The 12,532-nt window shown below is 55.7% G+C and carries 17 protein-coding genes and 1 pseudogene; 16 read left to right on the top strand and 2 right to left on the bottom strand.

Going from position 1 to position 12,532, the window contains the following annotated elements:
• The first annotated feature begins 164 nt into the window (after positions 1 to 164).
• Positions 165 to 1,991: an amidohydrolase gene (locus ACR0ER_RS19565; protein WP_480770367.1), complete on the top strand. Its 1,827-nt coding sequence runs from the start codon at positions 165 to 167 to the stop codon at positions 1,989 to 1,991.
• Between the two features lie 48 nt (positions 1,992 to 2,039).
• Positions 2,040 to 2,150, top strand: a pseudogene (locus ACR0ER_RS19560) (EF-Tu C-terminal domain-related protein); the annotation flags it as partial.
• A gap of 157 nt (positions 2,151 to 2,307) precedes the next feature.
• Here ACR0ER_RS19560 and ACR0ER_RS19555 read toward each other — a convergent pair.
• The gene (locus ACR0ER_RS19555; RefSeq protein ID WP_480770366.1) at positions 2,308 to 2,805 is read right to left on the bottom strand and encodes a hypothetical protein; all 498 of its coding nucleotides are present in this window, start codon (positions 2,803 to 2,805) and stop codon (positions 2,308 to 2,310) included.
• Positions 2,806 to 3,433: 628 nt separating this feature from the next.
• Between ACR0ER_RS19555 and rpsJ the strand changes: the two genes are divergently transcribed.
• From rpsJ to ACR0ER_RS19530, 5 genes are read left to right on the top strand one after another with little or no spacing between them, the layout of a single operon-like run.
• A complete protein-coding gene (gene rpsJ, locus ACR0ER_RS19550; protein WP_008756422.1) occupies positions 3,434 to 3,748 on the top strand; it encodes a 30S ribosomal protein S10 in 315 nt (104 codons plus the stop codon).
• An 18-nt stretch (positions 3,749 to 3,766) separates the two neighbouring features.
• Positions 3,767 to 4,492, top strand: a complete 726-nt coding sequence (gene rplC / locus ACR0ER_RS19545; protein WP_170334115.1) for a 50S ribosomal protein L3 — start codon at positions 3,767 to 3,769, stop codon at positions 4,490 to 4,492.
• The gene (gene rplD / locus ACR0ER_RS19540; protein WP_155148664.1) at positions 4,489 to 5,106 is read left to right on the top strand and encodes a 50S ribosomal protein L4; all 618 of its coding nucleotides are present in this window, start codon (positions 4,489 to 4,491) and stop codon (positions 5,104 to 5,106) included. Before rplC ends, rplD begins: the two co-directional genes overlap by 4 nt.
• Positions 5,103 to 5,399, top strand: a complete 297-nt coding sequence (locus ACR0ER_RS19535) for a 50S ribosomal protein L23 (RefSeq protein WP_008757532.1) — start codon at positions 5,103 to 5,105, stop codon at positions 5,397 to 5,399. Before rplD ends, ACR0ER_RS19535 begins: the two co-directional genes overlap by 4 nt.
• 8 nt (positions 5,400 to 5,407) lie before the next feature.
• Positions 5,408 to 6,028 (top strand): hypothetical protein, encoded by a 621-nt coding sequence (locus ACR0ER_RS19530; protein WP_480770365.1) that lies wholly within the window; start codon positions 5,408 to 5,410, stop codon positions 6,026 to 6,028.
• Positions 6,029 to 6,210: 182 nt separating this feature from the next.
• On the opposite strand, the gene ACR0ER_RS19525 is transcribed toward ACR0ER_RS19530, so the two are convergent.
• A complete protein-coding gene (locus ACR0ER_RS19525) occupies positions 6,211 to 6,717 on the bottom strand; it encodes a MarR family winged helix-turn-helix transcriptional regulator (protein ID WP_480770364.1) in 507 nt (168 codons plus the stop codon).
• Between the two features lie 37 nt (positions 6,718 to 6,754).
• On the opposite strand from ACR0ER_RS19525, the gene ACR0ER_RS19520 reads away from it, so the two are divergent.
• From ACR0ER_RS19520 to rpmC, 9 genes are all read left to right on the top strand, one after another.
• Positions 6,755 to 7,336 (top strand): YceI family protein, encoded by a 582-nt coding sequence (locus ACR0ER_RS19520; RefSeq protein ID WP_480770363.1) that lies wholly within the window; start codon positions 6,755 to 6,757, stop codon positions 7,334 to 7,336.
• Positions 7,337 to 7,573: 237 nt separating this feature from the next.
• Positions 7,574 to 8,416 (top strand): 50S ribosomal protein L2, encoded by an 843-nt coding sequence (gene rplB, locus ACR0ER_RS19515; protein ID WP_008757664.1) that lies wholly within the window; start codon positions 7,574 to 7,576, stop codon positions 8,414 to 8,416.
• Between the two features lie 3 nt (positions 8,417 to 8,419).
• Positions 8,420 to 8,698: a 30S ribosomal protein S19 gene (gene rpsS / locus ACR0ER_RS19510; protein WP_005980699.1), complete on the top strand. Its 279-nt coding sequence runs from the start codon at positions 8,420 to 8,422 to the stop codon at positions 8,696 to 8,698.
• Positions 8,699 to 8,701: 3 nt separating this feature from the next.
• Positions 8,702 to 9,082 carry a 50S ribosomal protein L22 gene (gene rplV / locus ACR0ER_RS19505; RefSeq protein WP_039538267.1) on the top strand — a complete coding sequence of 127 codons (381 nt, stop codon included), beginning with the start codon at positions 8,702 to 8,704 and terminating at the stop codon, positions 9,080 to 9,082.
• On the top strand, positions 9,082 to 9,792 hold the full coding sequence (gene rpsC / locus ACR0ER_RS19500) for a 30S ribosomal protein S3 (RefSeq protein WP_008758042.1): 711 nt from the start codon (positions 9,082 to 9,084) through the stop codon (positions 9,790 to 9,792). Before rplV ends, rpsC begins: the two co-directional genes overlap by 1 nt.
• Before the next feature lie 12 nt (positions 9,793 to 9,804).
• On the top strand, positions 9,805 to 10,218 hold the full coding sequence (rplP, locus tag ACR0ER_RS19495) for a 50S ribosomal protein L16 (RefSeq protein WP_058283513.1): 414 nt from the start codon (positions 9,805 to 9,807) through the stop codon (positions 10,216 to 10,218).
• Positions 10,219 to 10,383: 165 nt separating this feature from the next.
• Positions 10,384 to 10,932, top strand: coding sequence for an amino acid synthesis family protein (locus ACR0ER_RS19490; RefSeq protein WP_480770362.1), 549 nt, complete (start codon positions 10,384 to 10,386; stop codon positions 10,930 to 10,932).
• A 50-nt stretch (positions 10,933 to 10,982) separates the two neighbouring features.
• Positions 10,983 to 11,603 carry a 2OG-Fe(II) oxygenase family protein gene (locus ACR0ER_RS19485; RefSeq protein WP_480770361.1) on the top strand — a complete coding sequence of 207 codons (621 nt, stop codon included), beginning with the start codon at positions 10,983 to 10,985 and terminating at the stop codon, positions 11,601 to 11,603.
• 718 nt (positions 11,604 to 12,321) lie between these two features.
• A complete protein-coding gene (rpmC, locus tag ACR0ER_RS19480) occupies positions 12,322 to 12,528 on the top strand; it encodes a 50S ribosomal protein L29 (protein WP_010437082.1) in 207 nt (68 codons plus the stop codon).
• The last annotated feature ends 4 nt before the right edge of the window (positions 12,529 to 12,532 follow it).

Here is a 12,532-nt window from a genome sequence, read left to right as displayed (position 1 = left end):
GCACCGTCGGCGCCGGCGTTGTCTCGAAAATCATCGAGTAAGGCGCGCTAGCGAACACCCAAAGAAAGGGCGTCCCTCGGGGCGCCCTTTTCATTTTTGCCTAAGCTCAAGGTGATGCTAACTTCTTTCGTATTGAAACAATGCAACGGGAAAGAGGTAACATGATGAACTTTTCACCGTATTCTGTCTGTCTTGTCGCAGCGGCTTCTCTCTTTTCCACCTCGGCGTCCTCACAACAAATCGCAGATAAGATCTATCTCGGGGGGCCGATCATAACGATGAACGACATGGCTCCGTCAGCCGAAGCGGTCGCGGTCCAAGATGGACGCATTCTTGCGGTGGGGTCGCTTTCTGATTTGTCGGCGCTCCAAGGGGAAGAAACCGAAACCTATGATTTGGAAGGGCGCGCGATGCTTCCGGGTTTCGTCGATAGCCACGGGCATGTCGTTATGGGGGGCTTGCAGGCCCTGTCCGCCAACCTTCTCGCACCGCCAGATGGAGAGGTCGTTGATATCGCCAGCCTACAATCCACGCTGTCGGGCTGGGCCGAGGAAAATGCGCAGGCCGTTGAACAGGTAAAAATGATCATTGGCTTTGGTTATGACAATGCTCAACTAAAGGAACTGCGCCACCCTACACGGCAAGAGCTTGACATAGTGTCCGAGGATTTACCCGTCATTATCATTCATCAGTCCGGGCATTTGGGGGTCGCAAACTCGAAAGCTTTGGAACTAGCCGGCATCACAGCTGCGTCTGAGGCTCCTCCGGGTGGAGTGATTCAGCGCGATGAAGCCGGGGAACCAAATGGCGTGCTGGAAGAATATGCGTTCTTTGCGGTACTCGTGCCCATGTTGGGAAATCTGGGTGAGGACGGTTTGGCTGCCTTCGCCCGAGCTGGAACCGAACTTTGGGCAAAGTTTGGATATACGACCGGGCAAGAAGGCCGATCTTCAGGCGAAATTGTAGAAGTTCTTAGGAAAGTAGCGGCCGAAGACGGGCTTCCAATCGACGTTGTGGCGTTTCCGGATATTCTTGAGGCCAGGGAATTTATTGGTGCCAACACCTCAGTGGACTACGATGACCGGGTTCGGGTCGGGGGCTGTAAGCTCACGATTGATGGCTCGCCTCAAGGTTTCACGGCATTGCGGGATCGACCCTATTATGATCCGGTTGGAAATTACGCTGCCGGGTATGCAGGATATGCAGCCATTACAATGGAGCAGCTCCAGGATGCCGTGAACTGGTGTTACGAAAACGGATTTCAGATCCTTGTGCATTCCAACGGTGAGGGGGCATCAGACATGCTCATTGCCGCGCTTGAAGAGGCCCAGATAAAGTATGGCGACCCCGGCAACCGTCCGGTTCTGATACACGGTCAGTTTCTAAGGGAGGATCAGGTCGCGAGCTTCAAGCGCCTGGGTGTTTTCCCGTCACTTTTCCCGATGCACACCTTTTATTGGGGGGATTGGCACCGGGATCACACGGTCGGCCCGGTGAATGCCGACAACATCTCCCCCACAGGATGGTTGCGTGAGCGGGACATGATGTTTGGCACACACCATGATGCTCCGGTTGCGTTTCCGGACAGCATGCGGGTCCTTGCCGCAACCGTTACTCGCCGCACTCGGTCCGGTGATATTTTGGGGCCGCATCAGAGGGTTGATGTCATGACCGCCCTGAAGGCCATGACAATCTGGCCTGCCTGGCAGCATTTCGAGGAAAATGAAAAAGGCTCGATCGAAGTTGGAAAGGTGGCAGACTTTGTGATCCTTTCAGACGATCCCACGGCGGTTGACCCTGAGACGCTTGCAGAGCTCGAAGTGCGGGTAACCATTAAGAGCGACGAGGTTGTCTATGAAGCGGAAGGCGATGTCAGAGAGGGAAATCTGCAATTCTCGCCATTCTCAAATGACCCTGTGATTGCTCATCTTTTCCTGCACGCGGTCTATCAAGGCATGAAGGTCGAAGAGCCTTGGTTAGTGAGGAATTAGTCTGAGGTTGATTGAAACAGACTGAAAGTGGAGCCGAGGTGGACATGCGTATCGTTCGGCGTTGAGTTGATCGCGCCCATCGCGATGGAAGACGGCCTGCGCTTCGCCATCAGCGAAGGCGGCAGCACCGTCGGCGTCGTGTCGAAGATTGTAGAATAATTCGCATCAGCGACGGGTCAGATGGAAAGGGCGTCCCTCGGGACGCCCTTTCCATCTGAATGCCAATCGGGCCTCAATGAGAGTCATGGGGCTCTGTTTGCAGAGATCGGTCAGCCAAAGGCTCAGCTTTCTTTACATCATGGAATCTTAGTATGGGTTACGAGACCGAAACATCGCGAAAAGCTGTTGGGATACTACTTTGTGCCAGTTTGAACCGTACAGGCTTAAGCTTCCTCATGAGGAAAATGCCAGCGAGCGCCGACAGAAGAAGAGGTAGGCCAGCAGGCAGCGGAACCGGTGCAGGAGCGCCTGCATAGGCGTTAAATGTTACACCATTCGCGGTAATGCCAGTGCTAACACCTTGTCCCGGTAGTCTGAGACCAAACCCTAACAGCGCTGGATTTGATGAGGTCGCATTTATGATAGCGATGCTAAAATCATTTCCGGTCGTGGATAAATTTGGAAGTGCGCCGTCGATCGCCAGGAAATCCGACGAGGCAGAATAGGTATATTGAATTCCGTTATCCACCGGAAAGTTGATTGAGTTGACGGTCAGTCCCAATGTTGAATCAGTGACCGTGTTGGTTGGTATATCAATTGTGAAGCTGGCAGAGTATGTATTTGCGCCTATTGTGCGAGCGACGTCATACGTCATCGTTAACGCAGTGGATGAGCTAGCAAAGCCAATTAGAACAAGTGCAAGCAAATTTTTTCATGAGTAGATTCACAGCAACCCCCTAAAACAACGTAACTTCCTTGCCGGTTACAAACCAATCGTTTCTGGTTTTCGCCGATTGTGGCATGAATTTAACACGTTTAGGTTAATCGAGAATCGGCAAAAATACAACACTTCCAAAACTGCTCTGCTTTGTTTGCGGTTAATCTACTCGTGGGGTTGGTTTGCCAAAAAAGACGACCGTCGGCGATGAGGCAAGTCATAATACTAAACAAGTCATAATTCTAAAAAAGCAATTTCTATCGGCTAACTGACCAAGAAGTGTATAACGAAGATAGCCTCTTCTACCTGTTCGAGCCAAGCGCAACGCCTAATCTTGGTTTGGTTAAATCCCACGGTGGACGGCGCTTAAGAAAGATAGTCATTTTAACCGACCCAGTGTCGAACCCATTTCCCCCCTTGCCAAACCCCACCAACCCCACTAATACGCGCGAGTTCTCAACAAGAACATCAAGGCGGGGTGATTCCCGCCTTTTGGGTTCGAAGAGGGTTGGCGATGCGCGTCTGTCCTCCTCTCAACCTCAACGCCTGATAAAAGGCTGTTAATATGCAAAGCCAAAACATCCGTATTCGGCTGAAGGCATTTGACTATCGCGTTCTGGATGCCAGCACGCAAGAGATTGTCAACACTGCCAAGCGGACCGGCGCGAACGTGCGCGGCCCGATCCCGTTGCCGAACAAGATTGAGAAGTTCACGGTTCTCCGTGGCCCTCACGTTGACAAGAAATCCCGCGACCAGTTCGAGATCCGTACGCACAAGCGTCTGCTCGACATCGTTGATCCGACCCCCCAGACCGTTGACGCGCTGATGAAGCTCGACCTCGCTGCTGGTGTGGACGTCGAGATCAAGCTGCAGTCGTAAGATCGGAGGGTATAGATTATGCGCTCTGGTATTATCGCAAAAAAAGTTGGCATGACCCGCCTGTTCATGGAAGACGGCAAGCAGATCCCTGTGACCGTTCTTCACCTGGACAACCTGCAGGTCGTTGCACAGCGTACCGCTGACAAAGACGGCTACACCGCCGTTCAGCTGGGCGCCGGTGCTGCCAAGGCAAAACGCACCTCGAAAGCCATGCGCGGTCACTACGCCGCTGCAAAGGTCGAGCCCAAGCGTAAGCTGGCCGAGTTCCGCGTCTCCGAAGATGGCCTGATTGATGTGGGCGCCGAGATTTCGGCAGAACACTTCCTGGAAGGTCAGAAAGTTGACGTTTCGGGTACCTCGATCGGTAAAGGCTTTGCCGGTGCGATGAAGCGCCACAACTTCGGTGGTCTGCGCGCTTCGCACGGTGTTTCGATCAGCCACCGTTCGCACGGTTCGACCGGTCAGTGTCAGGACCCGGGCAAGGTTTTCAAAGGCAAGAAGATGGCCGGTCACATGGGTGCTGCCCGTGTAACCACCCAGAACCTGGAGGTTGTCAAAACCGACGCCGACCGTGGTCTGGTCTTCATCAAAGGCGCCGTTCCCGGACCGAAATCGGGCTGGGTTACCGTCAAGGACGCCGTGAAGAAAAAAGCACCGGAAGGCCTGCCTTTCCCGGCTGCTGTGAAATCGGCTGCAACCGAAGCACCTGCGGAAGAAGCTCCCGCGGAAGGTGGTGAAGCATGAAACTTGATGTAATCAAACTGGACGGCGGCAAAGCCGGCGACATCGAGCTGAACGCCGATCTGTTCGGTCTCGAGCCGCGTGCGGACATCCTGCACCGTGTGGTCCGTTGGCAGCGCAACAACGCGCAGGCCGGCACCCACAAGGTGAAGACCCGCTCGGAAACCAGCTACTCGACCAAGAAGATCTACCGCCAGAAGGGCACCGGTGGCGCACGCCATGGTGACCGCAACGCGCCGATCTTCCGCAAGGGTGGTATCTACAAGGGCCCGACCCCTCGTTCGCACGGCCACGACCTGCCGAAAAAGTTCCGCAAGCTTGGCCTGCGCCACGCTCTGTCGGCCAAAGCCAAGGCAGGTGAACTGGTTGTGATCGAGAACGCCGAAGCCGAAGGCAAGACCGCGGCTCTGGCCAAACAGGTTGCAAACCTGGGCTGGAAACGCGCTCTGGTCATCGACGGCGCGACCGTGAACGAAGGTTTCCTGAAGGCGTCGCGCAACATCGAAGGTCTGGATATCCTGCCGTCGATGGGTGCAAACGTTTATGACATCCTCAAGCGTGACACCCTGGTGCTCACCAAAGCGGCTGTCGAAGCACTGGAGGCTCGTCTGAAATGAGCGCGAAGGCAGAACACTACGACGTGATCCGCAAGCCGATCATCACCGAAAAGTCGACCATGGCGTCCGAAAACGGCGCGGTTGTCTTTGAAGTGGCGATCGACAGCAACAAGCCGCAGATCAAAGAGGCCGTTGAGGCGCTGTTTGGTGTGAAGGTCAAAGCGGTGAACACCACCGTGACCAAAGGCAAGGTCAAGCGGTTCCGCGGCCAGCTGGGCCGTCGGAAAGACGTCAAAAAAGCATATGTGACCCTGGAAGAGGGCAACACCATCGACGTGAGCACCGGTCTTTGATCCGACGCTTGCTGCGACTATTTACGGCCTCGGCGGTTCAACCCGCCGGGGCCGATTTCGTTTCAGACCCTGAAACTGTGCGTGCGCAGGTGCTGGAGCAAATGCGGGCGTTCAGCGCCGAGCCCTATTTTCAGATCGCTGATGAAAAGCTGAGGCTGCTGTCGGTGTTCGATGATTTGAAATACGACCGGGCGGATGTGGACATGGTGTCTCCGGCGATGCGCAGGCATGTGGTCGGCAAGCTTGGCCCGCTGGGGTTTCGCCAGACCTCTGGCACGGTGTTGAAGCACGCCGAAGCCGATATGCGCGTGCACATCCCCAAGTTCCACGCCCTCGGCGCGTCGCCCTTCGACATCACGCGTTATACTGAGAAACGCCCGCAGGATTACTGCCTGCTGACGCCCACGCAGGTGGCCTGTCAGTACGTGGATCACTATGACCTCGACGACGCTGTGCAACGGATTGAGGCGTTGATCGCGAAGCATCCGATCAACCTGCTCAAACTGGCGGACTATCTGGAAGGCAAACCTAAACACCGCGCCTTTCGCGAGGTGCTGGGCCATATCAAGCTCAAGCAGCGGATCGCGGTGGAGTCCGAGCCGCTGTGTCGCAGGCGATCTTTGGGGTGAAGCTGGTCCGCCGGGAAGACGTCAGAAAAGCATATGTGACCCTGGAAGAGGGTGACACCATCGAGGTATCGACCAGTCCCCGATCGGATCCGTCTTGGGAGAGAGAAAAGCCTGCGCGAAGGCAGGGGCCTTTTTGTGCTCCAACACGCGTTGCGGCCACATGCAAGTCATCTTGGGGCCAATCAGTCTGGACTGCTTTGATCCTGCGCTGCCTCGATGAATGTCTGCCAACCGTCCACCTTGCCAAACGCGCGCATTTTTTCGTGCAGCATAGGGCCGTAGATGGACCACATACGTTTTCGTAAGTCCTGGCCTTTTTCCGTGACTTTCAGAATTTTGCCTCGTCGGTCGCTACCAAATTCTACGAACTCTACCAATCCCTCTGCCGCTAACCGTTTGCTGAGATGGGACAGGTTTGACTGTTCGAATATGGTGTCTTGAGCAAGCTCATACGGACGCAACTGACCCCCGTGCCGTTCAAGTGACCAAAGCAGATCGTACCATTTCAAGGGTGGTAGCCCGGCTTCCTTCAGGGCTGCACCAATGTCAGACTGGATACGTCGGGTGGCTCTGTTCATTGCGACCCAGATTTCTGTCTCAAATTCTGTTGGCAGATTGTTCTTCACAACTTCGTGTTCGCTTTGTTTCAGGTTGCAGTCTTGGTTCGATTTTAATAGATGAAAATTCATCTACAATCCAGTGTCTACCGGATGAAGGAATAATACCATGACCTTAAAGTCTATGATTGCCGCCGTTGCCTTGACCTTTGTCGTGACACCGGCTTCCGCACAAACCTATAAGACCGATCAGGGGCACACTGAGGTCCGGTTCGGTTGGAGCCACGCAGGTGTCTCGAACCAGCATGGTGAGTTTACCAAAGTAGACGGCACGTTGGATCTAAATGCCGAAGATGTGGAAGCCTCGACGCTGAACGTGACGATTGAAACGATCAGTTTGGCTTCGGGCTTTGGTCCCTTGGATGACCACCTCAAATCAGCTGATTTCTTTGAGGTCGAAACCTATCCCGAAATCACTTTTGTCAGCACCGAAATCAAACGGACCGGCGATACGACGGCGGACGTGACTGGAGATCTGACCATTCATGGCGTCACCAAACCAGTAACCCTGCAAGCCACACTGACCCATCAGGGCGAGCATCCTTTGGGCAGCGCTATAGAGTATTACAAAGGCGATTGGGTGGCCTTTTCGGCAACGGGTGAGATCGATCATACGGAATTCGGAGTGGGACCATTCTCAACCGGGCCGATCACAATCATGATCGATACCGAGATGAAGGCAGACGGATAGCACCATAGCCAACCGTTTCACCGGGATGAAAAAAGAAAGATTATGCAATCTTGGATGAGGGTGTAGACACCCACCCCCAACACTGCTACATGCACCCAATCTTGCGGCCTCGGATTCGTTCCGGGGCCTCTGATATTTGTAACCGGGGACCTTCGGGGCCCTATACCCTTGGCACCTACGGGGGCCTATCACATAGCGGGGAAATCCCCTGCACTTGCTAAACGGAAGACAGAAAGCATGGCACTCAAGTCGTACAAGCCGACGACGCCGGGCCAGCGCGGGCTGGTGCTGATCGACCGTTCGGAGCTTTGGAAAGGACGTCCGGTCAAGTCTCTCACTGAGGGTTTGACCAAATCGGGCGGCCGGAACAACACCGGACGGATCACTTCACGCCGCCGCGGCGGTGGCGCAAAGCGTCTCTACCGGATCGTTGACTTCAAACGGAATAAATTTGATGTCGCGGCAACCGTCGAGCGGATCGAATATGACCCGAACCGGACCGCGTTCATCGCACTGGTAAAATACGAAGACGGCGAGCAGGCTTATATCCTGGCTCCGCAGCGTCTGGCTGTTGGTGATAAAGTCGTGGCATCCGCCAAGGCCGACATCAAGCCGGGCAACGCAATGCCGTTCTCGGGCATGCCCATTGGTACCATCGTCCACAACATCGAGATGAAGCCTGGCAAAGGCGGTCAGATCGCGCGTGCGGCCGGTACTTACGCTCAGTTCGTTGGTCGCGACGGCGGCTACGCTCAGATACGTCTGAGCTCGGGCGAGCTTCGCATGGTCCGTCAGGAATGCATGGCCACCGTTGGTGCCGTGTCCAACCCCGACAACTCGAACCAGAACCTCGGTAAAGCCGGTCGTATGCGCCACAAAGGCGTTCGTCCGTCGGTTCGTGGTGTTGCAATGAACCCGATCGATCACCCGCACGGTGGTGGTGAAGGTCGTACCTCGGGTGGCCGTACGCCGGTTACTCCGTGGGGTAAGGACACCAAGGGTAAGCGTACCCGCAACAAGAACAAAGCGTCCCAGAAGCTGATCATCCGCTCGCGGCACGCCAAGAAGAAGGGACGTTAATCTATGTCTCGCTCTGTTTGGAAGGGTCCTTTCGTCGATGCTTACGTGCTAAAAAAAGCCGAAGCAGCGCGCGAGTCGGGCCGCAACGAAGTCATCAAAATCTGGTCGCGTCGTTCCACCATTCTGCCCCAGTTCGTGGGTCTAACCTTTGGTGTGTACAACGGCCAGAAGCACATTCCCGTCAACGTCTCGGAAGACATGATCGGTCAGAAGTTCGGTGAATACTCGCCGACCCGTACCTATTATGGCCACGCCGCAGACAAAAAAGCGAAGCGGAAGTAAGTCATGGGCAAGGAAAAGAACCCCCGCCGCGTGGCTGAAAACGAAGCAATGGCGAAAACCCGCATGCTTCGCACCAGCCCGCAGAAACTGAACCTGGTTGCGCAAATGATCCGCGGCAAGAAAGTTGAGAAGGCTCTGACCGACCTGACTTTCTCGAACAAGCGTGTCGCGCAGGACGTCAAGAAGTGCCTGCAGTCCGCAATCGCGAATGCCGAAAACAACCACAACCTGGACGTTGACGAGCTGATCGTCGCCGAAGCATGGGTTGGCAAAAACCTGGTCATGAAGCGCGGTCGTCCGCGTGCCCGTGGCCGTTTCGGCAAGATCATGAAGCCGTTCTCGGAGATCACCATCAAGGTGCGTCAAGTTGAGGAGCAAGCCTAATGGGTCATAAAGTAAATCCGATCGGCATGCGCCTGCAGGTCAACCGCACCTGGGACAGCCGCTGGTACGCCGACACCAAGGACTACGGTGATCTTCTGCTGGAAGACCTCAAGATCCGTGAGTTCATCAACAAAGAGTGCAAGCAGGCCGGTGTTGCCCGTGTGATCATCGAACGTCCGCACAAGAAGTGCCGCGTTACGATCCACACAGCACGTCCCGGTGTCATCATCGGCAAGAAAGGTGCAGACATCGAAGTTCTGCGCAAAAAGCTTGCTCGTATGACCGACAGCGAACTGCACCTGAACATCGTCGAAGTGCGCAAGCCCGAGCTTGACGCGCAGCTGGTTGCTGAGTCCATTGCTCAGCAGCTGGAACGTCGTGTTTCGTTCCGCCGCGCGATGAAGCGGTCGGTTCAGAACGCCATGCGCATGGGCGCCCTGGGTATCCGGGTGAACGTTGCTGGTCGTCTGGGCGGCGCTGAAATCGCACGGACCGAGTGGTACCGCGAAGGCCGCGTGCCTCTGCACACCCTGCGTGCCGACATCGATTACGCACATGCCGAAGCGATGACTCCTTACGGGATCATCGGGATCAAGGTCTGGATCTTCAAAGGTGAGATCATGGAGCACGATCCGCAGGCACGTGACCGTAAAGCACAGGAACTCCAGGACGGCCCTGCACCTCGTGGTGCTGGTGGCGGTCGTCGCTAAGGAGGGAAAGATATGCTTCAACCAAAGCGTACTAAATTCCGCAAGATGCACAAAGGCCGGATCAAGGGTCTCGCCAAAGGCGGCTCTGATCTGAACTTTGGCACCTACGGCCTGAAAGCTCTTGAGCCTGAGCGTGTAACCGCACGCCAGATCGAAGCTGCACGTCGTGCCATGACGCGTCACATGAAGCGTCAGGGCCGCGTCTGGATCCGCATCTTCCCCGACACTCCGGTCACGGCCAAGCCGATCGAAGTTCGTATGGGTAAAGGTAAAGGTTCGGTCGACCGCTGGGCATGCAAAGTCAAGCCTGGCCGCGTGATGTTCGAGATCGACGGCGTCAATGACGACATCGCCCGCGAGGCCCTGCGCTTGGCCGCGATGAAGCTGCCGATCAAGACCCGCGTCGTGGTTCGCGAAGACTGGTAAGCGACCCGGGGGCAACCCCATTCGTGACAAGATTGACCCCCGTCGGGAAACCGGCGGGGGTTTTCTTTTGGTTCAACCTGCTTCTGACTTTGTTGGGCGGGTTGGGAAAACGTCGACCATTGTGCAAAGCCACCATAGACTGACCCCCAAGGAACGGAGGGTGCCATGGTTCAGTTGCGCAAAAAGATGGTCATCAAGGAAGTCATAACCACGGATCAATTGGGACAGCCTTGCGATCCGATCAGCCGCGTTGCGATTTTGGCGGTCATCCGAAATCCTTTGGCCGGGTTGTTTTCAGAAGACTTGTCTGAGCTCTTCGAGGTCGGTGGTGCCCTGGGCGAGGCGCTGGCTGCCGAAGCGGTTGCGCAACTGGATGGCCCTCCGGTCTCTTACGGAAAGGCCGCGATTGTCGGTGTGAACGGCGATCTTGAGCAGGGCGGAGCTCTTATCCATCCCAAGCTTGGAGCGCCGATGCGCGCAGCGGCGAATGGTGGAGAGGCGGTTATCCCGTCCAACGCCAAACTGGGCGCGCCCGGGTGCGCGATTGACCTGCCGCTGGGCCACAAGGACAACCCTTGGTCGTTCGATCATTTCGACACCATGACACTAAGCATTCCGGACGCGCCGAAACCGGATGAGATCGTGCTATGCTTGGCCTATGCAGATGCGGGTCGCCCGATACCACGCTGTGGCAAAGGGCCCATCAAGACCTGACCTTTCAACATGGGCTGGCCTTGCCCAAGGGGCTGGGGTATGCCCGGCCCATGGCACAGATTGAATCACTCTTCGTTACCCGTCTTTACCGCGCAGCTTTGTCCGAGTTCGATCCCAAGATCGACGCGGAGGAACTGGAAAGCTCATGCCTTGTCATTGCCGAGGATGATGAGGCCGGGCAGGAATGGTGTGAAGAAAACGGCTATCCCGGTTATACCAGCTATGCCTCGTTGACCGATCTGCCTTGGCGTTTCCCGATCTTTGCCGATCTGGTCACGGCTTTGGACCAGCACGTTGCGGCCTTTGCTAAGGATCTGGAGTTTGATCTGGGTGAGGGCGAGTTGAAGCTGGAAGACCTGTGGATCAACATCCTGCCCGAGGGCGGCATGCACTCCAGCCACCTGCATCCGCACAGCGTGATCTCAGGCACGACCTATGTGGCGATGCCCGAAGGCGCGAGTGCGCTGAAACTGGAAGACCCCCGCTCCGGCCGCATGATGGCCGCACCGACGCGGCTGAAAGGCGGGCGGCGCGACTTGCAGCCGTTCATTTACATGAAGCCTCAGGTCGGTGATGTTCTGCTATGGGAAAGCTGGCTGCGCCATGAGGTGCCGATGAACATGGCCGAGGAAGAGCGGATTTCGGTGAGTTTCAATTATAAGTGGGAATAGGCTGTGCCTTCGGTGAGCCAACAGAAGGTTTCGCACATTAAGGCAAGGCAAAAGAGCCCGCGAGCGCTCCACACCTGATGGACTTCCTTTTGCCTTTGCTGAACGATCACCACTTTGCTCCGCATTGCTTCTTGGATAGTCGCACCGTCTTTTTCATTTGGCTGACGGTTTTTCTTTTTGATTGCTTAAGAGAATACATCTCTTGCTCTCGCGATTCACCTAAGTACATCGCCTGAGACCACAAGGCATATAGTTCGGGGGACATGTTCTGCTTCGCTACCTCGGCCAAACAAATGCATTGGTCGATAGACATCCCGTTCGTGCGATCCTCTGCCACAGCTCTCGAGCAAACGTCCGTCCCGGCATACGTCTGAGCTTGAGTGGAACCGGCGATCAGTGCCAGGGCAGCGGTCCAATACAAATTCTTCATAACTTACCTATGTTTAAAAGCATCAAGACTGTGGGAACAATGGTGTTGGATTGCGCGCAAGTTTAAGGGGAGCTCCGAGGTGCAGTTTCGCCTTTGCCCCTGCTTTGCGAATGACACCTGCCAGCGATCCAAACTTCCTCTTGCCACCCACCCCCTAAACCCTTATACGGCGGCATCCTGCAAGTCCCCCGGCCGAGTCGGGGGATTCGCATGTCTATCATTCATCCACCAGGTCCAAGGTGACCCTGTCAGGGGGCCTTCTGGTGTTTTGAGCAAAGGAAAAAGGCGATGAACGCCCAAGAACTGCGTGACAAGACCCCGGACCAGCTCCGCGAGGAACTGGCCAACCTGAAGAAAGAAAGCTTTAACCTGCGCTTTCAACAGGCAACCGGTCAGCTGGAAAACACTGCCGGCATCAAAGCGGCTCGCCGCAATGCTGCCCGCGTCAAAACCATTCTGAACGAAAAGGCCGCTGCTGCGGCATCGGAGGAGTAATCCT

The sequence above is a fragment of the Ruegeria sp. CH8 genome (assembly GCF_056536985.1).
Note: the sequence above shows the minus strand (reverse complement) of the source record. Positions and strands in the feature narration are given on the sequence as shown.

Excerpts from the sequence above, each read along its gene's own strand:
- ACR0ER_RS19565 (WP_480770367.1), top strand. The coding sequence starts at position 165 with ATGAACTTTTCACCGTATTCTGTCTGTCTTGTCGCAGCGGCTTCTCTC.
- ACR0ER_RS19555 (WP_480770366.1), bottom strand. The coding sequence starts at position 2,805 with ATGACGTATGACGTCGCTCGCACAATAGGCGCAAATACATACTCTGCC.
- rpsJ (WP_008756422.1), top strand. The coding sequence starts at position 3,434 with ATGCAAAGCCAAAACATCCGTATTCGGCTGAAGGCATTTGACTATCGC.
- rplC (WP_170334115.1), top strand. The coding sequence starts at position 3,767 with ATGCGCTCTGGTATTATCGCAAAAAAAGTTGGCATGACCCGCCTGTTC.
- rplD (WP_155148664.1), top strand. The coding sequence starts at position 4,489 with ATGAAACTTGATGTAATCAAACTGGACGGCGGCAAAGCCGGCGACATC.
- ACR0ER_RS19535 (WP_008757532.1), top strand. The coding sequence starts at position 5,103 with ATGAGCGCGAAGGCAGAACACTACGACGTGATCCGCAAGCCGATCATC.
- ACR0ER_RS19525 (WP_480770364.1), bottom strand. The coding sequence starts at position 6,717 with ATGAATTTTCATCTATTAAAATCGAACCAAGACTGCAACCTGAAACAA.
- ACR0ER_RS19520 (WP_480770363.1), top strand. The coding sequence starts at position 6,755 with ATGACCTTAAAGTCTATGATTGCCGCCGTTGCCTTGACCTTTGTCGTG.
- rplB (WP_008757664.1), top strand. The coding sequence starts at position 7,574 with ATGGCACTCAAGTCGTACAAGCCGACGACGCCGGGCCAGCGCGGGCTG.
- rpsS (WP_005980699.1), top strand. The coding sequence starts at position 8,420 with ATGTCTCGCTCTGTTTGGAAGGGTCCTTTCGTCGATGCTTACGTGCTA.
- rplV (WP_039538267.1), top strand. The coding sequence starts at position 8,702 with ATGGGCAAGGAAAAGAACCCCCGCCGCGTGGCTGAAAACGAAGCAATG.
- rpsC (WP_008758042.1), top strand. The coding sequence starts at position 9,082 with ATGGGTCATAAAGTAAATCCGATCGGCATGCGCCTGCAGGTCAACCGC.
- rplP (WP_058283513.1), top strand. The coding sequence starts at position 9,805 with ATGCTTCAACCAAAGCGTACTAAATTCCGCAAGATGCACAAAGGCCGG.
- ACR0ER_RS19490 (WP_480770362.1), top strand. The coding sequence starts at position 10,384 with ATGGTTCAGTTGCGCAAAAAGATGGTCATCAAGGAAGTCATAACCACG.
- ACR0ER_RS19485 (WP_480770361.1), top strand. The coding sequence starts at position 10,983 with ATGGCACAGATTGAATCACTCTTCGTTACCCGTCTTTACCGCGCAGCT.
- rpmC (WP_010437082.1), top strand. The coding sequence starts at position 12,322 with ATGAACGCCCAAGAACTGCGTGACAAGACCCCGGACCAGCTCCGCGAG.